The following is a 24713-nucleotide window of genomic DNA, read 5'->3' as shown; positions in this document are numbered from 1 at the left end:
GTCCGTGTCCGCGCCGCCGGCGTGCCGCTAATTCCAGGTTTCCATTGATGACGCATTCCGTTTCCCCGGGCAACAGTTCTATCGCCGATCTCGTTGCTGCGCTACCCGAAAAATATCAGCCCATTTTGGGCCATCCAGAAATCTCCGACGGTAGCTCACGTGGTTGCGAGGACCGCCTGGAGGTCATCCTCGATGTGGTCGGCCACCTGCGGACTGCATTGGGGCGTCCGATTCGGGTGCTTGATCTTGGATGCGCACAAGGCTATTTCTCCCTCAACCTGGCGGCGCGGGGGGCCATCGTCCATGGTGCGGATTTTCTCGATCGCAATGTGGCGGTCTGCCGGGCGCTGGCGGAAGAGCAGGGCTTTGTGGCCGCCACCTTCGAATGCGCCCGGATCGAGGACATCGTCGGGGGGCTGGAGGTTGGCAGATATGATCTCGTCCTCGGGCTGAGCGTCTTTCATCACCTGATCCATGAGCATGGCCTGGAGCCTGTTGTCGGGTTGATTGGGCAGATCGACGCTTGCATTGCAGTTGGCATATACGAGCTTGCTGTGCGGGAAGAACCACTGTATTGGGGTGCATCGCAGCCGGGTGACCCGGCGCAATTGCTGCAGCGCTATGCGTTTCTCCGAGTACTGGCCCATCAGGGAACGCATCTGTCAGGTATCGCCAGGCCCTTGTATTTCGCAAGCAGCCGTTACTGGCTGCTTGGCAATGATTTCCGCGAATTTCTGTCGTGGCGCACGGAATCACACGCTCATGCGATGAACAGTCACGCAGGGACGCGACGCTACTACTTTGCCGATGGCGTGATTCTCAAGCAGATGTCCTTGGTTGAGGCGTCGAGGAAGAAGATCAATCTCGCAGAATACGAAAACGAAGTGAGCTTCTTGCGCGATCCGCCTCCTGGAGTGGTTGTGCCGGCTCTGATGCACAACCTGCAGGACAGTCGCGACGTCTGGATTCTGCGAGAGCAGCTGCCAGGGCGTCTGCTTTCGGAGATGATCCAAGACAAGACCCCGTATTCCTATGAGGAGATAGCCGATTCCATCATTGCGCAACTTGTTGCGCTGGAGGCGGCCGGGCTTTACCACAACGATCTGCGCTGTTGGAACCTGCTTGTCAATGACAACGGCACTGCCACCTTTATCGACTATGGTGCCGTCTCGACGAGCGCAGTTGATTGCGTCTGGCCAGACGACCTGCTTCTTTCGCTCTTGATAACACTGCGGGAATTGGTGCAGGGCCAGATCGCGCCGCCATTGCCGGTTCGCCGTCCGCTCCTTGATATCTCCATGCTGCCGGCTCGTTATCGGGTCGGGTTTTACACGATATTCAATCGCCCCCGTGCGGAATGGACATTTCGCGCTTTGAGAGAGGCGATCGGCCAGAAGGATGACGAGGCAGAGCGAGCCGGCTGGGTATGGCTGCTGCGAAAGCAGGAGCACGCATTGCTCATCTATGAGCGCTCCATCCGGGCAGCCGAAGCACGGTTGGCAGAAGTCGATGCCAAGCTCAGTGAGTCGCTGAGTAACGCCCATCACTGGTATCTGCGTGCAAATGAGCGAGAAGAAGCCATCGACAAGCTCAACAGTGAGGTCGATGAGCTAAAAAGCACTATCGGCGAGTTGCATCATCTGCAGCTGTCGGGCGCCTCGAACATGCACGACCTTCGCCGGAGATTGGAGACTTCCGGTGCCAGCTTCACGGTCGTCCGTGAGCAGCTGGATGAACTCCGCATGCAGCTCGATTCTTCACTTCAAAATGCCCACCACTGGTACCTGCGTGCCAGCACTGCCGAGCAAAATCTGCACGATGTCCAGGCTAGTGCGTCATGGCGTCTGACGCGTCCTTTACGAGGGATGGCGCGTTTGGTGAGGTGGCCTCGTGCATCGCTGAAGCGGATCCTGCTTGCTCTGGTTCGTCGTGTTCTCAAGCGCCCGGCGCTTGCCCGTGTGCTGAATAACTGGTTGCGTATGGCGCCTTCCGTCCATGCCAGGGTCAGGGGCGCCGTCGCGGCGGATATTGGGATTGATCGCGTGATTCAGCCAGTGATGGAGGATCGGCCGCGTCCCGGCCAGGTCGTGGATGTCACCGTGGTTGCCGAGCCGGTCGCGGCAGCGAAGCTGTCTGCCCGTGGTCATAAGATCTATGAGCGCATGTTGGCCATACGCAATGGGGAGTCTGCTTGATGCGAATCGTGATGGATCTGCAGGGAGCGCAGTCGGAGAGTCGTTTCCGGGGTATCGGGCGCTATAGCTTGGCGTTGGCGCTTGCAGTAGCGCGCGACGCACGGGGGCACGATATCCATATCGCACTGAATGGCGCTTTTCCCGATGCTGTGAAAGATATCCGGACCACATTAAGTCGGCTTATTCCACAAAGTAATATCCATGTGTGGCACGTTCCTCTTCCCGTACGGGCCTGCAATCCTGCAAATAACGCGCGCCGCAGCCAGGCCGAGATCGTTCGCGAGGCGGCGCTTGCGGCGCTGCGGCCAGATGTTTTACATGTATCAAGCCTGTTTGAGGGCTACGATGACAACGCAGTGAGCAGCGTCGGTCGTGTCTGTCAAATTCCTACTGTCGTAACAATGTATGATTTGATCCCGATGATAAACCCCGAGGTTTATCTCGATCACGATCCAATCTATCGCAAGTCATATGAGCAGAAGTTCTCGTTTCTGCAGAAAGCAGACGCACTGCTGGCAATTTCCGAGAGTTCGGTCGAAGAAGCACGCCGTATCGGAGGATTCGATGGCGATAGAATCTACAATATTTCTGCAGGATGTGACACTATTTTTGCTCAACTGGAAGCACTGCATCCAGCGCGTCGATTGGTTCGCGGAAAGTTCGGAATTGAGGGCGAATTTTTCTTGTATACGGGCGGGGCGGATCGTCGTAAGAATCTCAGCCGGCTGATCGAGTCATATGCTGTACTACCGCCGTCAATCCGTAAGACGGCTCGCTTAGTCATGGCAGGGCGTATGCCGGGGCCGCTCGTCGAGGAGCTGAGGCAGGTTGCCTCCATAGAAGGATTGCAACCTGACGAAATCATATTTACCGGCTATGTGACTGATCAAGAATTGGTGGCGCTCTACAACGAGTGTCGTTTTTTTGTGTTTCCGTCTTGGCACGAAGGATTTGGTCTGCCAGTACTGGAAGCAATGACATGTGGTGCGGCTGTTATTGCGGCAAATGCGTCGAGCATCCCGGAAATTGTCACTGATCCCGCAATGCTGTTCGATCCTCACGACACCGCCGAGATGTCTGAGAGGATCCGCTGGATGCTGCAGGATGATATGGCCGTCTCGAAGTCGCGCGATTTCTCCTCGCATCGTGTCGGATATTTTTCATGGGAGAAAAGCGCAGGTGCATTCCTTGATGCATGTGAAAGCGTACATGCACAGTCATTGGCGCGCATGGACGCTGAGACGGCGCTTGATCAGGCAATTGCCGCGTTAGGAAAGGAAAAAACACCTGTGCTCTCGCTAGTCGCGGCGGCTGATGCGCTAGACCGCAGTATCGCTCCAGGGGCGCGGATGATCATGCTGGATGTCAGTGAGTTAGCAGCGCATGATTTACGTACAGGGATCCAGCGAGTGACGCGTGCCATTTCAAACGAGTGGCTGCGCAGGCCACTCAATGGCTACCGGATCCAGCTAGTCAGATTAGATCGCGATTCGCATAGCTATGTGTGTGCCAACACCTTTGCTGGCCGCCTACTTGGCCAAGAGATGGGGGAGGATTCTCCGCTAGTATGTCATGCCGGCGATGTGTTCCTTGGTCTCGATCTCGTTGGGGATGCTGTTGCTTTGGTTCCCGATTGGTTCGAATACTTCCGTTTGACGGGAGTGCTGATTAGTTTCGTGGTATATGACATTCTGCCCGTGCAACATCCGCAGTGGTGGCCAGGCCAAGGTGGCCGGGATCACGAGCGTTGGTTGCGGGGCATCATTGATGTATCTGATCGTTTGATTTGTATTTCGCAGTCCGTTGCAGATGATGTGACTGCATGGATGCTGGAGAATGGAATCGGCAAGCAGCCGGACGTCGCGTGGTTCCACCTTGGCGCTGATCTTGAAGGAAGTGCTCCCAGTCGGGGCATGCCGGATCATGCCGACGCGCTTCTCTCTCGCCTGCAGCAGGTGAGGAGTTTCTTGATGGTGGGTACGCTCGAACCTCGCAAGGGGTATGCCGGCGTGTTGGCCGCATTCGAGCATCTATGGTCTGCAGGGCAGGAGGTCGCCTTGGTGATCGTCGGCAAGAAGGGCTGGATGGTGGACGAGCTTTGCGAAAAATTGGAAGCGCATCCCCAGCTGCATCGCAATCTTTTTTGGCTCAGCTCCGCCAGCGACGAACTCTTGGAAAAGCTCTACCAGGCCTGCACCTGCCTCATCGCCGCCTCTGAGGGTGAAGGTTTTGGCTTGCCACTAATCGAGGCGGGACAGCGACGACTGCCAATTCTGGTCCGCGATATCCCGGTGTTCCGCGAGGTTGCTGGCGAGCATGCAACCTACTTCGCAGGACACACGCCGGTGGAGATAGCGAGCGCCATCGAAAAATGGCTCGAACTGCATGCACAGAACGCGCATCCGCGGACTGACGAGCTGTCCTGGTTGACCTGGGCGCAGAGCGCCGATCAGCTTGCCGCCGCACTTCTGAAGCCGGCCGCCAGTCTGGTATATCCGATCCAGGAGGCCGATTGAGGTCAGGCAAGTTATGATGGCGCCGTTGCTTTCCTGCACGGCGATGCTCCGGACGCGTATGGGCGTGATCCAGAGCGGGGCTGCTTTCACCAATTTCCGAAGAGAATGTAGATGACTAACAAGATTGCAATCATTACCGGCATCACCGGGCAGGACGGTGCCTATCTGACCGAGCTGTTGCTTGGCAAGGGTTACAAGGTATATGGCACGTACCGACGGACCAGTTCAGTCAACTTCTGGCGCCTCGAGGAGGTTGGTGTCGCGAAACATCCGAATCTGGAGTTGGTGGAGTACGACCTCACGGATCTGGGGACGACGATCGCGATGGTCCAGAAGATCCAGCCCGACGAGATCTACAATCTCGCTGCCCAGAGCTTCGTCGGAGTCAGTTTCGATCAGCCGACAACGACAGCGCAGATTACCGGTATCGGCGCACTGCACCTGCTTGAGGCGATTCGTCTGGTGAACCCGAAGATCCGGTTCTACCAGGCATCGACTTCGGAGATGTTCGGTAAGGTCCAGGCAGTCCCTCAAAAGGAAGACACGCCGTTTTGGCCACGTAGCCCATACGGCGTTGCTAAGCTGTATGCCCACTGGATTACGGTGAATTATCGCGAGAGCTACGATATCTTCGGATCCAGCGGAATTCTGTTCAACCACGAAAGTCCACTGCGCGGCCGGGAATTCGTTACCCGCAAGATCACCGACTCGGTGGCTAAGATCAAGCTCGGGCTGCTGGACTGCATGGAGTTGGGAAACCTGGACGCCAAGCGTGACTGGGGCTTTGCGCGCGAGTATGTGGAAGGTATGTGGCGGATGCTGCAAGCCGAGGAGCCGGACACTTTCGTGCTCGCGACAAATCGCACCGAAACCGTGCGTGATTTTGTCGGCATGGCGTTTAAGGGCGCAGGCATCGACGTCGAGTTCCGTGGAGAGGACGCTGAAGAGACTGCGGTGGACATTGCCACCGGCAAGGTGGTCATGCGCATCAACTCGAAGTTCCACCGCCCTGCAGAAGTGGAGCTGCTGATCGGCGATCCCGAAAAGGCGGCCCGTATCCTCGGCTGGAAGCCTGAAACCACGCTGGAGCAGCTGTGCCAGATGATGGTCGAGGCTGATCTGAAGAGGAACGAGCGTGGCTTCTCATTCTGACCTGACGGGTAAGCGGGTTCTGATAAGCGGAGCGTCCGGGTTCACCGGGCGCTACATGGCCCAGCAGCTCAAGGAACAGGGCTGCACGGTCATCGGCGTCGGAACGCGTTCGGATGGTACCGGCACGGCTGGTACCGACGAGTTCTGGCCGATGGATCTGCGCGACGCTGCCGACGTCGCTCGCATCGTTGCGCATGCCCAAGCCGACTACGTTGTACATCTAGCGGCAGTGGCCTTTGTCGGTCACGGGGATGCTGACGATTTTTATCGTGTCAATCTGCTCGGCACCCGGAACCTCTTGCAGGCGTTGGCCGCAAGCCGCCACCGTCCGGAAAGGGTGCTGATCGCCAGCAGTGCCAATGTCTACGGCAATGCAACTGAGGGCGTGATCGACGAGGCGGTCACACCCGCGCCCGCGAACGACTACGCGGTGAGCAAGCTCGCCATGGAATATGTCGCCAGCTTGTGGCGCGAGCGGCTATCCCTGGTGATTGCCCGCCCTTTTAACTATACCGGGGTCGGTCAGGCGACCAATTTCCTGATTCCCAAGATCGTTTCCCATTTCGCATCTCATGCCTCTTCCATCGAGTTGGGCAACACCGAAGTGTGGCGCGATTTCGGCGATGTCAGATCGGTCGTGCTGGCTTACCGGAAGCTCCTGCAGGCACCGGCGGCCGAAGGGCAGATCGTCAATGTGTGTTCGGGTGTCGCCAGTTCGCTGGGGGACATCATCGGGATCTGCTCGAAAATCACTGGCCACGACATTGACGTCCAGGTGAACCCTGCATTCGTTCGAGAGAATGAAGTCAAGAAGTTGCTTGGCAGCAATGCCAGATTGCAGGAGCTGATCGGCGATTGGCAGAGTCTTGCGCTAGAGGACACGCTGCGCTGGATGCTCGAAGCTAGCTGCCAGCACTAGGACTGGGCAGTTAGAACAATCCAAGGGAATTGAAGGCAATCGAGCTTCGGCTGGAAAATTCAGCCGAAGCCCCGCCTTGCGAATTGGTTCGGCGTTATGGTAAGCACTGATGAACCGCCGGCCGCGAGGAGCTGCGCCAGCTGAAAGTGGCAGGCGACACTGGCGATCGTGCGGCCACGGCAGCTTATCTGTCGCAATCGGCCTTGCAGATTTCAAGACTTGTCAGCCCGAAGGCAAGCAGCCGTTGGTCTGCGGATATGCCGATCTTAGCGGGAGAGACCGGTGTTTCGTAGTTCAGGACGATATGCACCACTTCACCCGGCTGGCGGCTTGTGACGGGAATCCGTAGTGCCAGCGGCAGGGCTTGTGCTGGAGTGACTAGGGTGTCGAGCGCTTGAACGCCGTTGACCGAGGCACGGATGCGAAGCGCTTGATGGGGGCCAGCCAGAAACGGGTTACCACGCAAAATTACTGTTGTTCTGCCGACTGTTGTCGGGGTGACACGATAGCTCAGCGATGAGCTTGTACCTGCGGACCAGACGCCCCATGCCTCATCTGACGACCAGCCTTGTGTCAGTAGGCTGCGCAGCGAGGGGAGGGTTATGCTGGTATCTACGGCAGGCTCGGCGAACGCCGCCTCTTTGGCAGCTTCGATGCTTGCAGGCTTCGCCCCCCCTGGGAGACGAAAGACCACAACCGCTCCATCTTCGCGAGTCATTGCTGGCGGCGCGCCAATGGCCTGTGTCCATTCAGCAATGACTTGCGCTCCCTGGTCGGCATAACCGCGCTTGTCGATATAGATAGCGTCGAAGCCGAAGCGACCGATTGCCTGGAGCTGCGCTGCGGCGGGTTGGGTTTCCAGATTCCGGTAGAACAGGTCGCCCTCACGGCCTTTCATGCCTGCGTAGCTCCACTTTAAGTGCTGCGAGTGGACGAATCCCACCGCAAGGTCATATGTGTGCAAGGCATTCTTAGGCGGCACTTCAGGAAAGGGCATGTAGGGCAACTGGTAAACTGCTGCACCGAAAGGGAGGGCAGCTTCAATGCTGCGGATGAAACGCTTGTCCTGCTCGTACGCAGTGCGCGCGCTGGACTGACACTGGCCGCACACAGCTGAGGTCTGATCCCAGATGCCGATGACCAGCATGCTGGCCGCAGCGATCGAGGCAATGGTCATGTGGTGTCGACGCCCCACCTTGTCGGATAACATCTGCACTGCAATGGCCACCGCAGCCAGCGTGCTAAATGTGATGAAGATGCTGGCCCGATTCCAGCCGCGGATGGAGGGCGATACAAGGTGCGCGAAGAGTGAGCCAAGTCCGCCGATGGTCATGAATGCCAGAAGGACGCCGGAGAGAATCGCCAACAGGGCAATGCGTTCTTCATTGCGCTGCTCGGCCAGGCGCGCGAACGTGACCAGCGCCAGGATGGCAAGGCCGATGGAACCGATCAGGCCCAGGGAGGCGGTCGTGTTCTCGTTGATCAACGGTGTGCTGGCCATGTACCGGGCCGTGACATTGGCCAGCTTGGGTAGCCTGTGGTCGGGGCGCGGTAGGATCAACTGCATCAACTTCACGCCGTAGATCTCGGACTCTGCTGGCGCGCGAGCAGCGACTTCCGGGTTGTGACCGTTGATCTGATCGTTGATCACATTGGGTGCGACATTTGCCAGCGTACCGAGCGCGAGGAAGAAAATGACGGGTGCTGCGAGGCGGCTGATGGACGTCCAGTTCTTCTGGAACAGCGCCATGAGGCAAGCCGTTCCAATCAGGATCAGACCGAATGCTGTGTAGTAAACGCCGAAACAGCTCAGGATCAGGTACAGCGCGGCAAGCGTGATCTTACGTGCGGGCCGCGCGCTCCAGAAATCCAGCGATACATCGGCGCGCACAATTCGAATCGCAAGCATGAAGTAGATCGGGACGCCGAAATACCAGGTGTAGAAGATGTGCTGCAACCGCAGGAAATGGAACGGTGCCAACGTAAAGAGTATGGCAGTGGTAAAGGACAGCGAACGACCGACGCGCAGCCAGCGCATTACCCAATATGCCGTCAGAAAGTTCGCGGCAAAACCCAGCAGGAAGAACAGATTGATTGCGGCGGCACTGCTGCCGGTCAGCATGCCGGCGAGCTTCAGGAACAGAAAGCTGCCGGAATCTGCTCCAGGATAATCCAGGAAGGAGGAGCCGAATGGGAATCCGCTGCGGTCGTTCTCAAAAATCCATCCTTCCATCGCTCGCTGCGTCAGCCAGAGGCTGCTCAAGGCGTCGCCCTTATACGAGAATGGGTAATCCAGCAAGGACAAGAGGCCAGCCGGCCAGCCGACCAGCAGGAGGCTGCCCGCCACGACGGACATAACGGCACCTAACAGCAGGGGTAGCCATTCGGCCTTGATCAGGGGACTGGCCGGCGCCGTGGCAGGAAATAGGGTAATCATGTAATCCACGATTCAAGAATGGATGCGCCGCGCCAACGGGAGGCAGGCAGGCAGGCGGGAGGTAGGGCAACATTCTACGCTGTGTATGTCTCAGCCTTGGTGGGAGTCTGGCTTGGGAGGCTGCAACAATAACTTGCTCAGGATAAACGACACTGGCAGCGTGACAACGATGGAGATCAGCGGGCCGACTGCCGCCGGCACGCCTAGATGCCCTACGCTGATTTTCAGCGCCAGGGCTCCAACTGCGTAGGTCACCAGATAGATGACCGGAAACGCTGCAAATTTCAACCAGCTGTGTTGAGCACGAAAGACGTAACGGGTGTTGATTAGATAACTGAGCAATATGCCTGCACAGAAACTCGCAAGATAAGCCCACTGGTAATACATAAAATCAAGGAGCACCCAGTACAGTGCCAGGGTCAGGCCCGTGTTGAGTGCTCCGCCCAACAGGAAGCGTAGGGCCACAGCGAACAATGACCGATGCCGCCGAAGCAGGGCATCGGCATGTGGGGACTCATCCGCCCGCATTCGCCAGACTCTTGAAGGACGCGTAATCGCGAATGTACTCATCGGTGTCGTAGGGCTCGGACGCAAACACCAGCAGCACGGCATCTTTGGAGTACTTGTACTGTGTGCCCCAGATCATCGGCGGCAGATGGATGCCCTGGTTCGGTGAGTTGAGTTCGACATCGATGCGGCGCGCACCGTCGTCTGCCAGCACCCTGACCGAACCGGAAACGCATACGAGAAACTGATGGCAGCGCTTGTGCGCATGCTCGCCACGGGTCTCCTGGGTGGGTACACCGTAGACAAGAAAGTACCGCCGCGCATTGAAGGGAAGGAAGCTGTCGAAGTCTCCGACTGACAGAGATCCGCGCATGTCGGAAAAGCTGGGCATCTGGTAAAGCTTGACGCCGGGAACGATGGTGTCGGTGATGCCCTGAACGACGGGCAGTGAAGCCGCTTGATCCGCGTCCTTGTCGGATACATAACCCACAATGCGCGCAGGATTGCCAACTACGATGGCATTGGGCGGCACCGAGCGCGTGACCACTGCACCTGCGCCAATCATCGCGCCACTGCCGATAGTGGTGCCAGCCAGGATTGTCGCGTTGGCCCCAATCGACGCGCCTGATTCCACTAAAGTGCCGAGAAATTTCTCGGGATATACCCGGCTGCGGGGGAACAGATCGTTGGTGAAGGTTGCATTAGGGCCTACGAAGACATCGTCTTCCAAGCGCACGCCATCCCATAGTTGCACGCCGCACTTGACCGTCACACGATCGCCGATCACGACGTCGGACTCAATGAATACGCCATCGCAGATGTTGCAGTCACGACCAAGGCGAGCGCCTGGCAGTACGTGGGCAAATGCCCAGACGCGGGTGCCCTCGCCAATGGTGGCGCTCTCGCAAAGAGCATTGGGGTGCACGAAATAGCTCACTGGTTATCCTTTTCGAAGTTTTCGACTGACTGCATGATTGACAATGGACGTGCCTTGGTATTTTCGAAGGCATGCCAAGCGTATGTACCTACAATACCCAGTCCCAATGAATTGAGTGCGCCGAAAAAGAGAATGGTCAAGATAGTCAGGGTATAGCCCGGCACTGCGACGAGTCCGGAAAACTTCGCAGCCAGCACCAGCGCACTGAGCAACGTGGTAAATGCCAGCGCGATCAGGCCCAGCGCCGTCAGCATGCGGACTGGCAGGTCGGTGAAAGCAAAGACGCTATCGGACAGATACCGCAGTTTCTTGCTCAAGGTCCAGGCGCTCTTGCCGTGCTGCCGCTCGCGTCGCTGGTAACTGACAAATTCGCGCTTGCCGCCCAGCCAGAATAGTTGCGCGAGCAGGCTGGAATGAGCTTCGTTCAACAGCAACAGCCGTTCGAGGAAGTCACGGCTGACAGCGAAGATATCCACGCCACCCTTGGGAATGTCCTTGATGACCATGCGCCGATAGGTCGCCCAGAACAGGGTCGACGCCAGCTTCGAGGCCGCAGGATCGCTCCGCGCCTCGCGCACGCCGAAGGCAACGTCATATCGCTTGCTAGCGTAGCGCTGCCAAAAATCGATGACCAACTGGGGAGGTTCCTGTAGGTCGGCCGCCATTACCGCGGTCAATTCGCCGCGGCTGAGTTGCAAGCCGGTGCGGATTGCCGGGAAAGCGCCGAAATTTCTGGTCAGGGTCGCCAGCTGCGCACTAAAAGCGACGGCAGGCAATTTATCGCGCAGCAGGGCGTAGCTGCGATCGGGACTACCATCTACCACGAAGATGGCTTCAAACTTCCCGTTGACGCTGCGAGCGATCGAATCGACAGCCTGCAGGAGGTCGTCGATCGAGCCTTCATTGCCGTAGATCGGGACGACCAGACTGAGGGAAGGTGACTGCACCTTGCTCAGAACCGGTTGCATGCTTCGACAACCCGATCAATTTCTTCATCGGTCAGCTCCGGAAAACATGGCAGCGTCGTCACGCGCACCGCATCGGCTTCCGTGTTTGGCAACACCACTGAATCGAATGCACCCTCATGGCAGGGTTGACGATGGTCGCACAGCGGGTAATGGATCTCCGTCTGCACCCCGGCGGATTGCAGGTGCGACCGCAGCTGCTCGCGGTCATCGCAGCGCACGACATACAGATGCGCCACATTGTCGGCCCCTACCACGCCGCAAACTTCGATTCTTGGATTGGACAATCCCTGAGCGTAACGGTTTGCGATATCCCGGCGACGCTGGTTCCAGCCGTCCAGCAGGGGAAGCATGTGGCGCAGCATGGCTGCCTGCAATTCGTCGAGGCGGCTGTTGCGGCCCCCACGCAGGGTATTGGTGTACTTGGCCGTCCATCCATACTGGCGCAGTTGTGCGGCACGGATAGCCAAGTCGTCATGGTTTGTCACAATCGCGCCGCCATCTCCCAGGGCGCCCAGATTCTTGGTGGGATAAAAACTGAAGGAAGCAATATCACCAAAGCTACCAGCGCGGCGGCCATTTCGTTCTGCGCCATGTGCCTGTGCACAGTCTTCTACGACCTTTATGCCACGCGGTTGACACAGCGCGACGATCGCTTCGATGTCAGCCAGTTGGCCATAGAGATGGGTCACGATCACAGCTGCCGGTGCACAGTCGCCGGCGAGCATCGCTTCCAGCGCAGGTACGGCCATCAGCCCGGTCCCCGCTTCCGTATCGACAAAGACCGGTGAAGCGCCGCAGGCCAGGACCGCGCTGGTGCCGTACATCGCCGCATTGGCAACAACCGCCACCGTATCCTCGGGGCCGACGCCCAGTGCCTTTAGGGATAGCTCAAGAGCGTCGGTTCCATTGGCAACGCTGACGCAATGACGACTGCCGCAGTAGTTGGCGAACTCCTGCTCAAAAGCTTTGACGTTCGGACCAAGCACATAGTAGCCACTTGCAACGATCGTGGTTGCAATCTGAGACAGTGCATCCTGTATGGGTGCAATGTGGCGGGATAACGAGTTGACGGGAATCAGGGCGTCCATGGAATCCGAAGTATCAAGTGATGTGCGGTTGGATTGAAATACTGCGGCATGCCGCAGGAGGGATCTTTGACCGGAAGGATATCGTGTGCGGCAGGTGTCAGCGGGCTAGCTGACTTCGGCTAGTGAGCGGGGGTGCCGACCCCACTTATCTGGTATTGCGCCAAACCTGCGGTATGGGGCGACGCGCTCAAGCGAGCACAAGCGCCCGCCCTGGAATGATTGAAACAGTCCGTATGCCATGCCGGCCGGCAAATACTGACTCTTTGCCACGCTGTCTATCGTATCTTCATCCGCAGCATCTGGATTTGCCGAGTCGTCAGTTCCAGCAGCAAAAGCGGCGACGCAGTGCTGAGGGGATTTCAGCCGTCGAATGGCCGGGGCCTGGAAGCTCAGAAAGGGCATCCAAGGTATCCCGCGAAGTGATCGCGGATTATAGCGGCACGAGCCAACGTGGCGGAAAGGTTGCCCGCCATTCCACACAATTCTGAAGGCGCCGCGAAGCTGAACGCCCGCGGCGGCTACACTCAGGCCAGTGCCTGTTCCAACTCCGGCAGCAGCGTAAACAAATCTCCCACCAACCCGATATCGGCAATCTCGAAGATCGGCGATTCCGGGTCCTTGTTGATCGCCACAATCGTGCCGGCGTCCTTGATGCCGGTCAGGTGCTGGATGGCGCCGCTGATGCCGATGGCCACATACAGTTCCGGAGCGATGATCTTGCCGGTCTGGCCGACCTGCAGCTCGTTGGGTACGTAGCCTGCGTCCACTGCCGCGCGCGAGGCGCCTACGGCGGCGCCGAGTTTGTCGGCCAGGCTGTAGATATGCTGGAAGTTCTCGGCCGAGCCGACGCCGCGGCCACCAGAGACCACGCGCTTTGCGCTCTGCAGGTCGGGGCGGTCGGAGCTGCCTGCTGCCAGACCGACAAAACGGGTATGGGTCGGCAACGCGGCCTCCACCGTGGCCGCCTCGACCGTCGCGCTTCCACCGCCGGCCGCTTCCGGCCAAGAGGCACTGCGCACTGTCGCGACCACGATCTGCTCGGCCGGGGCCTTGACGGTGATGATGGCGTTGCCTGCATAGATCGGACGCTTGAAGGTGTAAGCGTCTTCGACCGACATCAGATCGGAGATCTGGTTGACGCCCAGCAGTGCAGCCACGACCGGCATCAGGTCCTTGCCGAAGGTGGTGGAGGGTCCAAAGACATGCGTGTAGCCCTGGCCGGCAAGCTGGGCGATCTGCGGCCCCAGCACCTGCGCGATGGCGTGTTCGTTTGCGGCGTTCGCCACCGTCAGCACTCGGGCAACACCGGCTAACTGCGCGGCTTGCGCTGCAACCGCGGCCGGGTCGGCAGCCAGCACAACCACATCAATTGAGTCGGCCGAGATCGCCAGCGCAGCGCTGAGGGTCTTGGCGGTGGCCGCATTGAGCTGACCGTTGAGATGTTCGGCAACAACGAGAACCTTGGCCATTACAGCAACCCCTTCTGCTTGAGTGCGGCCACCAGCTCGGCGGCGTCCTTGACCATCACACCGCGGCTGCGCTTGGACGGCGCGGCGTAGTGCGTGGTGGTCAGGCTGTCATGCGCGTCGACGCCCAGGTCGGCAAACGCCAGCGTTTCCAGCGGCTTGCTCTTGGCCTTCATGATGTCCGGCAGCTTGATGAAGCGCGGCTCGTTCAGGCGCAGATCGGTGGTGATCACTGCCGGCAGGTCCACTTCCAGCGTCTCCAGGCCGGCATCGACCTCGCGCGTCACCGTGGCCTTGCCATCGGCAACGACGAGCTTGCCGGCGAAGGTGGCCTGCGGGCGGCCCCAGAGGGTGGCGAGCATCTGGCCGGTCTGATTGGCGTCGTCGTCGATGGCCTGCTTGCCGAGGATGACCAGATCCGGCTGTTCCTTCTCGACCAATTTGAGCAGCGCGCGCGCGGCGGTCAGCGGCTGAACAGCCGCATCGGTCACCACATGGATTGCGCGATTTGCGCCCATGGCCAGGCCGTTGCGCAGGTGCGCAGCCGCATCGGCCGGCGCCAGGGTGGCGACCACGACTTCCGTGCCGATGCCGGCATCGCGCAGGCGCAATGCTTCTTCCAGGGCGATTTCGTCGAACGGGTTGGGCGAGAGCTTGACGCCCTCGGTCACCACGCCGGAGCCATCCGGCTTGACCTGAATGCGGACGTTGTAGTCCACCACGCGCTTGTAGGCGACGAGGATTTTCATCGTGTACGAGATCCTTCAGCTATTGCGGGAAGGCCCGGCCGCGGCGGCAGGCACGGGAGTGGGGGCATTCTAACCGGGTGAAGCGAACCATGCGATGGCGTATGGGTGGTGCGGTGCACCACCAAGCTTGCCGCAGCACGTGCCGCGCTTAAGCCGGATGCGGCTGGGACCGTATATCCTGTGTGGTTTAAAAAGCGCGGCACGGTTCGCGTGACCAGCACACAAGGGGTAAACAGTGACGACTTGGCTTGTAACCGGCGGCGCCGGTTTCATCGGCGGCAATTTTGTGCTGGAAGCGGTGTCCCGCGGCGTCCGCGTGGTCAATCTGGACGCCCTGACTTACGCGGGAAACCTGAACACACTGGCGTCGTTGGAGGGCAATCCTGACCATGTCTTTGTCAAGGGCGATATCGGTGACGGTGCGCTCGTCACCCGCCTGCTGCAAGAACACCGGCCCGATGCGGTGCTGAATTTCGCTGCCGAGAGCCATGTCGATCGTTCGATCGATGGGCCTGGCGCCTTCATCCAGACCAATGTCGTCGGGACCTTGGCCCTGCTCGAAGCAGTGCGTGATTACTGGAAGGCGTTGCCGGATGCGAGTCGGGATGCGTTCCGCTTCCTGCACGTGTCCACCGACGAGGTCTACGGCACCCTGGGCGAGACCGGCAAGTTCACTGAGACCACGCCATATGCGCCGAACTCACCGTACTCCGCGTCGAAAGCCGCCTCGGATCATCTGGTGCGCGCATTCCACCACACCTATGGGCTGCCGGTGCTGACCACCAATTGCTCGAATAATTACGGCCCATATCATTTCCCCGAAAAGCTCATCCCGCTGGTGATCGCCAAGGCGCTGGCTGGCGAGCCGCTTCCGGTCTACGGCGACGGCAAGCAGGTGCGTGACTGGCTGTTCGTCAGCGATCACTGCGAGGCGATCCGTACGGTGCTGGGCAACGGTAGGGTCGGCCAAACCTACAATGTCGGTGGCAATTCCGAGCGGCAGAACATCGAGGTCGTGCAGGCCATCTGCGCATTGCTGGATCAGCATCGTCCGCGCGAAGACGGCAAGCCACGCGCGAGCCAGATTACCCATGTGACCGACCGGCCCGGGCACGACCGTCGTTACGCGATCGATGCTTCGAAGTTGAAGAACGAATTGGGTTGGGAGCCTGCCTATACCTTCGAGCAGGGCATCGCGCAGACGGTGGAGTGGTATCTCGGTAATCAGGCGTGGGTACAGGGCGTGCTGGACGGAAGCTACCGTCTGGAACGTATCGGCGCGGCGTCCTGACATCCCTCTCTCTGGTGGCCGCTCAGGTGCGTGCCGACCTTCCAAGGAAGCTCTCATGACACAACGCAAAGGCATCATCCTGGCAGGCGGCTCCGGCACCCGTCTGTATCCAATCACCAAGGGCGTCAGCAAGCAGCTGCTGCCGGTGTACGACAAGCCGATGATCTATTACCCGCTCAGCGTGCTGATGCTGGCGGGCATCCGCGACATCCTGATCATCAACACACCGCACGAGCAGGCGCTGTTCCAGTCGTTGCTGGGCGATGGTTCGCAATGGGGTGTCAATATCCAGTACGCCGTGCAACCGAGTCCAGACGGGCTCGCGCAGGCGTATCTGATCGGCCGCGACTTCGTGGACGGCAAGCCGAGCTGCCTGGTGTTGGGCGACAACATCTTCCACGGTCATGGCCTGACCGAGACCCTGCGCCGCGCCGATGCGCGTGAACAGGGGGCGACCGTGTTCGGTTACTGGGTCAACGACCCGGAGCGCTACGGCGTTGCCGAATTCGATCAGCAGGGCAAGGTGATCGATATCGCCGAAAAGCCTGAGAAGCCCCGTTCGAACTATGCGGTAACGGGTTTGTATTTCTACGATGGAAGAGCAAGCGACTATGCGGCTGCCCTGAAGCCATCGCCGCGCGGCGAATTGGAGATCACCGACCTCAATCGCTGCTATCTGGAAGCCGGCAAGCTGCATCTCGAGCCGCTAGGGCGTGGCTATGCGTGGCTTGATACCGGTACGCATCAGTCCTTGCATGAAGCGGCCAACTTCATCGAAACCATCCAGATGCGGCAGGGTCTGCAGGTGTGCTGTCCTGAGGAAATCGCATTTGGTCAGGGCTGGATCGACACCGAACAGCTGGAGCGCCTTGCGGCGCCGCTGGCTAAAAATGACTACGGTAAGTATCTAAACGCCCTAGCCAAGCGCGGAGTGGTCCGTTGAAAGTGATCGAAACGACGTTGCCTGGCTGCGTTGTGATAGAGCCAACAGTCTTTGGAGATGCTAGGGGATACTTCTTCGAAACGTGGAATGCCGAGCGTTTCAAGCAGCACGGCCTGCCGCAGAACTTTGTGCAGAGTAATGTCTCCACCTCCGCCAAGAGTGTCCTACGTGGTCTGCATTATCAGTGGCCACGTCCACAGGGCAAGCTGGTTAGCGTCCTTGCCGGTGAGGTGTATGACGTTGCTGTTGATCTGCGGTCTGGCTCGCCTCATTTCGGGCGTTGGACAGCTGTCCTGCTGAGCGCTGAGAACCGTCGCCAAGTCTGGATACCGGAGGGCTTTGCACATGGCTTTGCAGTGCTTTCGGAAACAGCACTGTTCAGTTACCTGTGCACCGATATCTACGTCAAGGAGGCCGATGCCGCCGTTCGTTGGGACGATGCTGCGATCGGTATCGACTGGCCGATCAGCAATCCTGTGCTCTCTACCAAGGACGCAGCTGCACCATTTCTGGCCGATGTGCCGCCTGATCGCTTGCCAACCTTCCCAGCATGATCACGTTGGTGGTTGGTGCCAGCGGACAGGTCGGTACAGAGCTGTTGCGTGCACTTGCAAGGGGCGGGGCAGAGGTGGTGGCAGCGACCCGTAGCGGGCAGCTACCTGACGGTACGACCTGCGAGACCGCGGATTTCGATGCGCCGGAAACATTGCCCGGCTTGCTAGACCGCTTGCAGCCAAGTTGCGTCGTCAACGCAGCCGCCTATACGGCCGTCGATCGTGCCGAGCAGGAGCGTGATGCCGCCTTCCGTGCCAATGCCGAGGCGCCGGCGGTCATCGCGCAATGGTGCGCGCGCGCCGGTGTGCCCCTGGTCCATTACTCGACCGACTATGTCTTCGATGGACAGGGCACGCACCCCTATCGGCCGGACGATGCCACCGCGCCGCTCGGCGTGTACGGGCAAAGCAAACTGGCCGGCGAGCAGGCAGTGCAGGCGGCCGGCGGCCGTCATCTGATCTTCCGCACTGCCTGGGTCTACGCGGCGCATGGACACAATTTCCTGCGCACGATGCTGCGCGTGGGCGCCGAGCGCGACGTGCTGCGCGTGGTCGCCGACCAGATCGGCACGCCAACGCCAGCGGCGTTAATCGCCGACATCACGGCGCACGCGCTGCGCCAGCCAGGCGAACCCTCCGGCTTGTGGCATCTGACCGCCGCCGGGCAGACCACCTGGCACGGCTTCGCCGAAGCCATCTTCGCGCAGGCGCGCGCGCGCGGCCTGCTCGCCCGTGCGCCGCGCGTGGAGGCGATCAGCACCGCCGACTATCCCACGCCGGCCACGCGCCCGGCCTATTCGCGACTGGATATCCACAGCCTGCAGGACACCTTCGGCGTCCGCCTGCCGGACTGGCAGGATGGACTGAGCCAGGTGCTGGACACGCTCGCCCAACGATGAGCGTCGTCGGTGGTGCCATCGATCGGTGCGGCTTCAGCACCGACTCATAGCTTGCACTTCGCTTCGGCTACCATCAGGGTTGATCCGCGCCGGACCGGCGATCTGCTCCACGCAGGTCGCGGCCGACGTGGATGTGCCGCTGAAGCGGATGCCACGCACGATGCATACGTTGGATGCATGCAGGTGTGCGCTGTATCGCATCAGCCGGCACCGTGCAGGTTCTCGCGTATCCCCCAGCGGGCGCGCCAGCCCCATTGCGGGCTCGGCCGTCCCGTCATTACGCCGCGACCTGCATGCAGCGCGCTACATCCTCCCCCATCCAATGTCGCAAGGAATTCCAATGAAGATCGCTGTCGCGGGTACCGGCTATGTCGGTCTGTCCAATGGCGTATTGCTCGCCAAGCACCATGAGGTAGTGGCGCTGGACATCGTCGAGTCCAAGGTGAAGCTGCTCAACGAAGGCCGCTCGCCGATCGTCGACAAGGAACTCGAAGCCGCGCTGGCCCAGGGTGGCTTGAACTTCAAGGCCACCCTGGACGCCAAGGAGGCGTTTGCCGGCGCAGAGTTCGTGATCATCGCTACGCCCACCGACTACGATCCGGACACCAACTATTTCAACACTGGGTCGATCGAGGTCGTGATCGCCAAGGTGCTGGAGATCAATCCGCAGGCGACCATGGTGATCAAGTCGACCATTCCGGTCGGCTACGTCGCCAAGCTGCGCGCGCAGTTCGGTACTGACAACATCATCTTCTCGCCCGAATTCCTGCGCGAAGGCCGGGCGTTGTACGACAACCTGTATCCGTCCCGGATCATCGTCGGCGAGCGTTCGGCGCGTGCGGAAACCTTCGCGCGGCTGTTGCAGGAAGGCGCGCTCAAGCCCGACGTGCCGGTGTTGTTCACCGAGCCGACCGAGGCCGAGGCGATCAAGCTGTTCGCCAATACCTACCTGGCGATGCGCGTGTCCTACTTCAACGAACTGGACACCTACGCGCTTACCCATGGGTTGGATAGCCGCCAGATCATCGAGGGCATCTGCCTGGATCCGCGTATCGGCAGTCACTACAACAATCCTTCCTTCGGCTATGGCGGTTACTGCCTGCCCAAGGACACCAAGCAGTTGCTGGCCAACTACCAGAGCGTGCCGCAGAACATCATCCGGGCGATCGTCGATTCCAACACGACCCGCAAGGACTTCATTGCCGCCGACGTGCTACGGCGCAATCCCAAGGTGGTCGGCATCTATCGGCTGATCATGAAGGCCGGATCGGACAATTTCCGTTCGTCCAGCATCCAGGGGGTGATGAAGCGCCTCAAGGCCAAGGGCGTGGACGTCATCGTGTACGAGCCGACGCTGAGCGATCCTGAGTTCTTCCGCTCGCGCGTGGTCAACGACCTGGAGGCCTTCAAGCGCGAAGCCGATGTCATCATCAGCAACCGCATGGCCGACGCGCTGCAGGATGTGCAGGACAAGGTGTATACGCGCGACCTGTTCGGCGACAACTGAGCCAGACAGGCGCTTATTAAGTCCTGGCGGTGGCGATGCCACCCGCCAGGCCGCCCATGGGATTCACGGCGATGCGGTGCTATTTACCGCCTCGCAGGCAGGTACCCGCGGTGGCGAACCGTGGGCGATGCAGCTGCGTTGCCCGCATTCACAGGTGTGCGACACAGCCAATGAGGCGTGTGGCCTCTGATCCGCGCGCGAACCGTATCGCGATAAACGTGGCCACGGATAACGCAGGACGGCGGCCGAAGGCCGCCGTCGATATTGCCGTCTACGGTGAGACGCGCGATCAAGCGCGGCCGTAGGTGTCTTCGAAGCGCACGATATCGTCTTCCCCCAGATAGCTGCCGGACTGCACCTCGATCAATTCCAGCGGCAGCTTGCCCGGATTGCGCAAGCGATGGGTGACGCCCAGCGGGATGTAGGTGCTCTGGTTTTCGGTCAGCAGCAGCACTTCTTCGCCACGCGTCACTTCGGCCGTGCCGCTCACCACGATCCAGTGTTCGGCGCGGTGGTGATGCATCTGCAGGCTCAGCACTGCACCCGGTTTGACGGTGATGCGCTTGACCTGGTGGCGTTGGCCCATGTCGATGGAATCGTAAGCGCCCCATGGGCGATAGACCTTGCGATGCCAGGTGGCCTCGGAACGGCCAGCGGTCTTGATCTGGCTGACGACGTCCTTGACCTCCTGGATGCGGTCGCGGTGGCCGACCAGCACGGCGTCCGGCGTTTCAACGACCACCACATCCTCAAGCCCAACCATGGCGATCAGGCGCGAGCCGTACGCATACGTGTTCTGGCAATCGAGCTGGATCACGTCGCCATGGTGCGCGTTGCCTTGCGCATCCTGGTTGGAAACATCCAGCAGCGAAGACCACGAACCGACGTCGTTCCAACCCGCGTCCAAGGGCACCACAACCGCATCGGCGGTCTTTTCCATCACGGCATAATCGATCGAATCCGACGGGCTGGCGGCAAAGGCGTCCTTGTCCAGACGGGTGAAATCGGCGTCGCGCTTGCCGTTTTCCCACGCCTTCTGGCACGCATCGGCAATGGCCGGATGGAACTTGCGCAACTCTTCCAGGTAACGCGACGCACGGAACAGGAACATGCCGCTGTTCCAGTAGTACTCGCCGCTTGCCAGGTAGCTTTGTGCGGTGGCGAGGTCGGGCTTCTCGACGAAGCGCTCGACTGCGCTTGCACCGGTACCGGCGCCGGCCTTGATATAGCCATAGCCGGTTTCGGGCGCAGTCGGCTTGATGCCGAAGGTCACCAGCTTGCCTTGCGCCGCCGCATCTGCGGCAACCTTCACTGCAGCCTGGAATGCAGCTTCGTTGCCGATAACGTGATCGGAAGGCAGCACCAGCAATAGCGGGTCGGCACCGTCACGGGTCGCTTCCAGCGCTGCAACGGCAATTGCCGGCGCTGTGTTGCGTCCCTTGGGCTCCAGCAGGATGGCCGAAGGCTTCACGCCCAACTGCTGCAACTGCTCGGCGGCCATGAAGCGGTGTTCTTCATTGGCGACCACGATGGGGGCGTGGCCTGCGACGGGAGCCGCGCGCAACCAGGTGGACTGCAGCATGCTCTTGTCGCCGACCAGCGGCAGGAATTGCTTAGGATAGGACTCGCGCGACAGCGGCCACAGGCGCGTGCCGGAGCCGCCGGACAAGATAATGGGTAGGACGTCGCTCATGGGCGGGGGAAACTCCAGTGCGTCAAAGGTGGGGGAGAATGGTAGATCAGCCGCGCAGCAAGGCGGAAATTTCCTGCGTACGCGTTTCCAGCAGTGCGGCATCGCCGCGCGTTTCCACGTTCAGGCGCAGCAGCGGCTCGGTATTGGAGCTCCGCAGGTTGAAACGCCATTGGCCAAAATCGGCGCTGATGCCGTCGGTGTAATCCAGCTCCGGCGACAACGACGCGTAATGCTCCATCACGCGGGCAACGGAGGCCTTGGCATCGGCCACCTTGAAGTTGATCTCGCCGCTGCAGGGGAATTTCTGCATGCGCGCTTCGACCAGATCGGCCAGCGAACGGCCCGACTGCGACACCAGTTCGGCGATCAGCAGCCACGGAATCATGCCGGAGTCAGCGTAGGCGAACTCGCGAAAATAGTGGTGCGCGCTCATCTCGCCGCCGTAGACGGCATTTTCGCTGCGCATCTTTTCCTTGATGAAGGCGTGGCCGCTCTTGCACAGCACCGGAATGCCGCCGGCTTCTTCGACCTGCTCGACCGTGTTCCAGGTCAGGCGCGGGTCGTGCACGACCTTGCCGCCCGGCTGCTTGGCCAGGATCGCCTGGGCCAGCAGGCCGACCAGGTAATAGCCTTCGATGAAGCGGCCGGTGTGATCGAAGAAGAAACAACGGTCGAAGTCGCCGTCCCACGCGATACCGAAATCGGCGCCGTTGTCCTTGACCGCCTTTGCGGTGGCGTCACGGTTTTCCGGCAGCAGCGGGTTCGGAATGCCGTTGGGGAAGTTGCCATCGGGCTCATGGAACACGCGCACGAACTCGAACGGCAGATGCGGCGCAAGCAGGTCGACGATCAGACCGGCGCCGCCATTGCCGGCATTGACCACCAGCTTGAGCGGCTTGAGCGTGCTGCGGTCCACGTAGCTGAGCAGGTGCTCCAGGTACGCGGTCTTGTCGGTGCGGCTCTGCTCACTGGCGGTGGGCTCGCCCGGCGCTGCGGTATCGGCCGCGACCGTGTCGCGGATGGCGAACAGACCGGTGTCCGAGCTGATCGGTCGCGCTTGCTCGCGGACCAGCTTCATCCCGTTGTAGTCCATCGGGTTGTGACTGGCGGTCACCATCACGCCGCCGGCAGCCTTGAGGTAATCGGTCTGGAAATAGACTTCCTCGGTGCCGCACAGGCCGATGTCGATCACTTCACGGCCACTGGCGCGCAGGCCGGCCGAAAGCGCTTCCTGCAGCGCCGGGCTGGCCAGGCGCACGTCGTGGCCCAGGACCACCGGCCCTTGATCCAGCTGCGCCGCCAGCGCCACGCCGATGCGGCGGGCCAAGTCCTCGTTGAGTTCATCCGGCACACGGCCGCGAATGTCGTAGGCCTTGAAGGCGGGTAGCGTCATGGGCAAATCCTGAAGTGGGGGACGCCCGAGTTTAGCGGCTGCGCCGTGTCTTGGGTGTGGCGGAATTGCGACCGGGGACAGGGAACAGTCAGCGGATAGAATGGGCGCTTCACATCAGCGAGGTGAGGGCGGTGATGCGCAGTGACGGACGTGGTGCGGCAAGCGGCAAACGCTATGCCGATGCCAAGGCAGCACTGGACGGGGTACTGGCCAATGGTCAGACCCTGGCGGTGGGCGGCTTTGGGTTGTGTGGAATCCCGGAGGCATTGATTGCAGCCGTGCGCGACAGTGGGATCGGCGGGTTGACCGTGATCTCGAACAACGCCGGCGTCGACGGATTCGGGCTTGGTCAATTATTGGCCACCCGGCAGATCCGCAAGATGATTTCGTCCTACGTGGGCGAAAACAAGGAATTCGAACGCCAATACCTGGCGGGCGAGCTCGAGCTGGAGTTCAATCCGCAAGGCACCCTGGCCGAGCGTTTGCGCGCCGGTGGCGCGGGCATTCCTGCGTTTTACACCGCCACCGGCTACGGCACGATCGTGGCCCAGGGCAAGGAAACGCGCGAGTTCGACGGCAAGCATTACGTGCTTGAAACCGCGTTGCAGGCCGACGTGGCGCTGGTCAAGGCATGGCGCGCCGATACCGCCGGCAACCTGGTATTTCGCAAGACCGCGCGCAATTTCAATCCCGCCTGCGCCATGGCCGGACGCGTGTGCATCGCCGAGGTCGAGGACATCGTGGAGCTGGGCGATATCGATCCGGATCAGGTCCATCTGCCCGGCATTTACGTGGACCGCCTGGTGCTCAACGCCACGCCGGAAAAACGCATCGAACAGCGCACCGTGCGCGAAGGACAGCAGTGATGGCCTGGACCAGAGACCAGATGGCCGCACGCGCGGCACGCGAATTGACCAATGGTGCCTACGTCAACCTGGGCATCGGCCTGCCGACGCTGGTCGCCAACCACATCCCCGACGGTGTGGATGTGTGGCTGCAGTCGGAGAACGGCCTGCTTGGCATCGGCCCGTTTCCAAGCGAAGACCAAGTGGATGCAGACCTGATCAATGCAGGCAAGCAGACCGTGACCGCCCGCGCCGGTGCCAGCTATTTCGGCAGCCACGATTCATTCGCGATGATCCGTGGCGGCCACATCGACCTGGCGATTCTCGGCGCAATGCAGGTCACCGACCGTGGCGATCTGGCCAACTGGATGGTGCCCGGCAAGATGGTCAAGGGCATGGGCGGTGCAATGGATCTGGTGGCCGGCGTCAAACGCGTGGTGGTGTTGATGGAGCACGTCGCCAAGGACGGAAGCCACAAGATCTTGCGCGAATGCGACCTGCCACTGACCGGCGTCGGCGTGGTGGACCGCATCATTACCGATCTAGCGGTGTTCGATGTCACTGCAGATGGATTGGTGCTGGTTGAACACGCCGATGGAGTGGAGCTGGAGGAACTGCGCAAAAAAACAGGCGTTGCATTCATTGCCGCATAAA

General features: G+C 60.3%; 20 protein-coding genes. 11 read left to right on the top strand and 9 right to left on the bottom strand.

What is annotated here, in order from left to right:
• The first annotated feature begins 47 nt into the window (after positions 1–47).
• The 4 genes from ACCQ07_RS17525 (at position 48) to ACCQ07_RS17510 (ending at position 6782) form a co-directional block, all read left to right on the top strand.
• Positions 48–2195, top strand: a complete 2148-nt coding sequence (locus tag ACCQ07_RS17525) for a methyltransferase domain-containing protein (protein ID WP_372363501.1) — start codon at positions 48–50, stop codon at positions 2193–2195.
• Positions 2195–4711, top strand: a complete 2517-nt coding sequence (locus ACCQ07_RS17520) for a glycosyltransferase family 4 protein (protein WP_372363500.1) — start codon at positions 2195–2197, stop codon at positions 4709–4711. Before ACCQ07_RS17525 ends, ACCQ07_RS17520 begins: the two co-directional genes overlap by 1 nt.
• A 111-nt stretch (positions 4712–4822) precedes the next feature.
• Positions 4823–5863, top strand: a complete 1041-nt coding sequence (gene gmd / locus ACCQ07_RS17515) for a GDP-mannose 4,6-dehydratase (RefSeq protein WP_011348621.1) — start codon at positions 4823–4825, stop codon at positions 5861–5863.
• The gene (locus ACCQ07_RS17510; RefSeq protein ID WP_011348620.1) at positions 5847–6782 is read left to right on the top strand and encodes an NAD-dependent epimerase/dehydratase family protein; all 936 of its coding nucleotides are present in this window, start codon (positions 5847–5849) and stop codon (positions 6780–6782) included. The genes gmd and ACCQ07_RS17510 overlap by 17 nt, the downstream gene beginning before the upstream one ends.
• 184 nt (positions 6783–6966) lie before the next feature.
• Here the strand turns inward: ACCQ07_RS17510 and ACCQ07_RS17505 are convergent, their stop codons facing one another.
• The 7 genes from ACCQ07_RS17505 to ACCQ07_RS17475 form a co-directional block, all read right to left on the bottom strand.
• The gene (locus ACCQ07_RS17505; RefSeq protein ID WP_071118786.1) at positions 6967–9219 is read right to left on the bottom strand and encodes a sugar translocase; all 2253 of its coding nucleotides are present in this window, start codon (positions 9217–9219) and stop codon (positions 6967–6969) included.
• 90 nt (positions 9220–9309) lie between these two features.
• Positions 9310–9747, bottom strand: coding sequence for a GtrA family protein (locus ACCQ07_RS17500; protein WP_039416345.1), 438 nt, complete (start codon positions 9745–9747; stop codon positions 9310–9312).
• A complete protein-coding gene (locus tag ACCQ07_RS17495; RefSeq protein ID WP_011348617.1) occupies positions 9734–10663 on the bottom strand; it encodes a WxcM-like domain-containing protein in 930 nt (309 codons plus the stop codon). Before ACCQ07_RS17495 ends, ACCQ07_RS17500 begins: the two co-directional genes overlap by 14 nt.
• On the bottom strand, positions 10660–11631 hold the full coding sequence (locus ACCQ07_RS17490) for a glycosyltransferase family 2 protein (RefSeq protein ID WP_011348616.1): 972 nt from the start codon (positions 11629–11631) through the stop codon (positions 10660–10662). Before ACCQ07_RS17490 ends, ACCQ07_RS17495 begins: the two co-directional genes overlap by 4 nt.
• Positions 11616–12719 carry a DegT/DnrJ/EryC1/StrS family aminotransferase gene (locus tag ACCQ07_RS17485; protein WP_011348615.1) on the bottom strand — a complete coding sequence of 368 codons (1104 nt, stop codon included), beginning with the start codon at positions 12717–12719 and terminating at the stop codon, positions 11616–11618. The genes ACCQ07_RS17490 and ACCQ07_RS17485 overlap by 16 nt, the downstream gene beginning before the upstream one ends.
• Before the next feature lie 524 nt (positions 12720–13243).
• Complete coding sequence (locus ACCQ07_RS17480; RefSeq protein WP_065628121.1) at positions 13244–14188, bottom strand: electron transfer flavoprotein subunit alpha/FixB family protein; 945 nt, start codon at positions 14186–14188, stop codon at positions 13244–13246.
• Positions 14188–14934 (bottom strand): electron transfer flavoprotein subunit beta/FixA family protein, encoded by a 747-nt coding sequence (locus ACCQ07_RS17475; RefSeq protein WP_218555516.1) that lies wholly within the window; start codon positions 14932–14934, stop codon positions 14188–14190. Before ACCQ07_RS17475 ends, ACCQ07_RS17480 begins: the two co-directional genes overlap by 1 nt.
• Positions 14935–15169: 235 nt before the next feature.
• On the opposite strand from ACCQ07_RS17475, the gene rfbB reads away from it, so the two are divergent.
• The 5 genes from rfbB (at position 15170) to ACCQ07_RS17450 (ending at position 20128) form a co-directional block, all read left to right on the top strand.
• Positions 15170–16225 (top strand): dTDP-glucose 4,6-dehydratase, encoded by a 1056-nt coding sequence (gene rfbB, locus ACCQ07_RS17470; RefSeq protein WP_011348612.1) that lies wholly within the window; start codon positions 15170–15172, stop codon positions 16223–16225.
• Between the two features lie 55 nt (positions 16226–16280).
• Positions 16281–17168, top strand: coding sequence for a glucose-1-phosphate thymidylyltransferase RfbA (rfbA, locus tag ACCQ07_RS17465; RefSeq protein WP_011348611.1), 888 nt, complete (start codon positions 16281–16283; stop codon positions 17166–17168).
• Entirely contained in the window at positions 17165–17722 is a 558-nt protein-coding gene (rfbC, locus tag ACCQ07_RS17460; RefSeq protein WP_218555517.1) for a dTDP-4-dehydrorhamnose 3,5-epimerase, read from the top strand. The genes rfbA and rfbC overlap by 4 nt, the downstream gene beginning before the upstream one ends.
• The gene (rfbD, locus tag ACCQ07_RS17455; protein ID WP_039416342.1) at positions 17719–18621 is read left to right on the top strand and encodes a dTDP-4-dehydrorhamnose reductase; all 903 of its coding nucleotides are present in this window, start codon (positions 17719–17721) and stop codon (positions 18619–18621) included. Before rfbC ends, rfbD begins: the two co-directional genes overlap by 4 nt.
• 340 nt (positions 18622–18961) lie before the next feature.
• Entirely contained in the window at positions 18962–20128 is a 1167-nt protein-coding gene (locus ACCQ07_RS17450; protein WP_008576953.1) for a nucleotide sugar dehydrogenase, read from the top strand.
• A gap of 289 nt (positions 20129–20417) precedes the next feature.
• Here ACCQ07_RS17450 and ACCQ07_RS17445 read toward each other — a convergent pair whose 3' ends face one another.
• Positions 20418–21821 carry a mannose-1-phosphate guanylyltransferase/mannose-6-phosphate isomerase gene (locus ACCQ07_RS17445; protein WP_014091078.1) on the bottom strand — a complete coding sequence of 468 codons (1404 nt, stop codon included), beginning with the start codon at positions 21819–21821 and terminating at the stop codon, positions 20418–20420.
• 46 nt (positions 21822–21867) lie between these two features.
• Positions 21868–23214: a phosphohexomutase domain-containing protein gene (locus ACCQ07_RS17440; protein WP_136733937.1), complete on the bottom strand. Its 1347-nt coding sequence runs from the start codon at positions 23212–23214 to the stop codon at positions 21868–21870.
• 134 nt (positions 23215–23348) lie between these two features.
• Between ACCQ07_RS17440 and ACCQ07_RS17435 the strand changes: the two genes are divergently transcribed.
• Both ACCQ07_RS17435 and ACCQ07_RS17430 read left to right on the top strand, forming a co-directional pair.
• Positions 23349–24080, top strand: coding sequence for a CoA transferase subunit A (locus tag ACCQ07_RS17435; protein WP_008576961.1), 732 nt, complete (start codon positions 23349–23351; stop codon positions 24078–24080).
• A complete protein-coding gene (locus tag ACCQ07_RS17430; RefSeq protein WP_372363497.1) occupies positions 24080–24712 on the top strand; it encodes a CoA transferase subunit B in 633 nt (210 codons plus the stop codon). The genes ACCQ07_RS17435 and ACCQ07_RS17430 overlap by 1 nt, the downstream gene beginning before the upstream one ends.
• Position 24713: the final 1 nt, after the last annotated feature.

The sequence above is a fragment of the Xanthomonas sp. NCPPB 3583 genome (assembly GCF_041475715.2).
In the GTDB taxonomy this organism is placed as follows: Bacteria; Pseudomonadota; Gammaproteobacteria; order Xanthomonadales; family Xanthomonadaceae; genus Xanthomonas; species Xanthomonas euvesicatoria.
Note: the sequence above shows the minus strand (reverse complement) of the source record. Positions and strands in the feature narration are given on the sequence as shown.

Coding starts and splice junctions, on each gene's coding strand:
- ACCQ07_RS17525 (WP_372363501.1), top strand. CDS start 48: ATGACGCATTCCGTTTCCCCGGGCAACAGTTCTATCGCCGATCTCGTT.
- ACCQ07_RS17520 (WP_372363500.1), top strand. CDS start 2,195: ATGCGAATCGTGATGGATCTGCAGGGAGCGCAGTCGGAGAGTCGTTTC.
- gmd (WP_011348621.1), top strand. CDS start 4,823: ATGACTAACAAGATTGCAATCATTACCGGCATCACCGGGCAGGACGGT.
- ACCQ07_RS17505 (WP_071118786.1), bottom strand. CDS start 9,219: ATGATTACCCTATTTCCTGCCACGGCGCCGGCCAGTCCCCTGATCAAG.
- ACCQ07_RS17500 (WP_039416345.1), bottom strand. CDS start 9,747: ATGCGGGCGGATGAGTCCCCACATGCCGATGCCCTGCTTCGGCGGCAT.
- ACCQ07_RS17490 (WP_011348616.1), bottom strand. CDS start 11,631: ATGCAACCGGTTCTGAGCAAGGTGCAGTCACCTTCCCTCAGTCTGGTC.
- ACCQ07_RS17485 (WP_011348615.1), bottom strand. CDS start 12,719: ATGGACGCCCTGATTCCCGTCAACTCGTTATCCCGCCACATTGCACCC.
- ACCQ07_RS17480 (WP_065628121.1), bottom strand. CDS start 14,188: ATGGCCAAGGTTCTCGTTGTTGCCGAACATCTCAACGGTCAGCTCAAT.
- ACCQ07_RS17475 (WP_218555516.1), bottom strand. CDS start 14,934: ATGAAAATCCTCGTCGCCTACAAGCGCGTGGTGGACTACAACGTCCGC.
- rfbA (WP_011348611.1), top strand. CDS start 16,281: ATGACACAACGCAAAGGCATCATCCTGGCAGGCGGCTCCGGCACCCGT.
- rfbD (WP_039416342.1), top strand. CDS start 17,719: ATGATCACGTTGGTGGTTGGTGCCAGCGGACAGGTCGGTACAGAGCTG.
- ACCQ07_RS17450 (WP_008576953.1), top strand. CDS start 18,962: ATGAAGATCGCTGTCGCGGGTACCGGCTATGTCGGTCTGTCCAATGGC.
- ACCQ07_RS17445 (WP_014091078.1), bottom strand. CDS start 21,821: ATGAGCGACGTCCTACCCATTATCTTGTCCGGCGGCTCCGGCACGCGC.
- ACCQ07_RS17440 (WP_136733937.1), bottom strand. CDS start 23,214: ATGACGCTACCCGCCTTCAAGGCCTACGACATTCGCGGCCGTGTGCCG.
- ACCQ07_RS17435 (WP_008576961.1), top strand. CDS start 23,349: ATGCGCAGTGACGGACGTGGTGCGGCAAGCGGCAAACGCTATGCCGAT.
- ACCQ07_RS17430 (WP_372363497.1), top strand. CDS start 24,080: ATGGCCTGGACCAGAGACCAGATGGCCGCACGCGCGGCACGCGAATTG.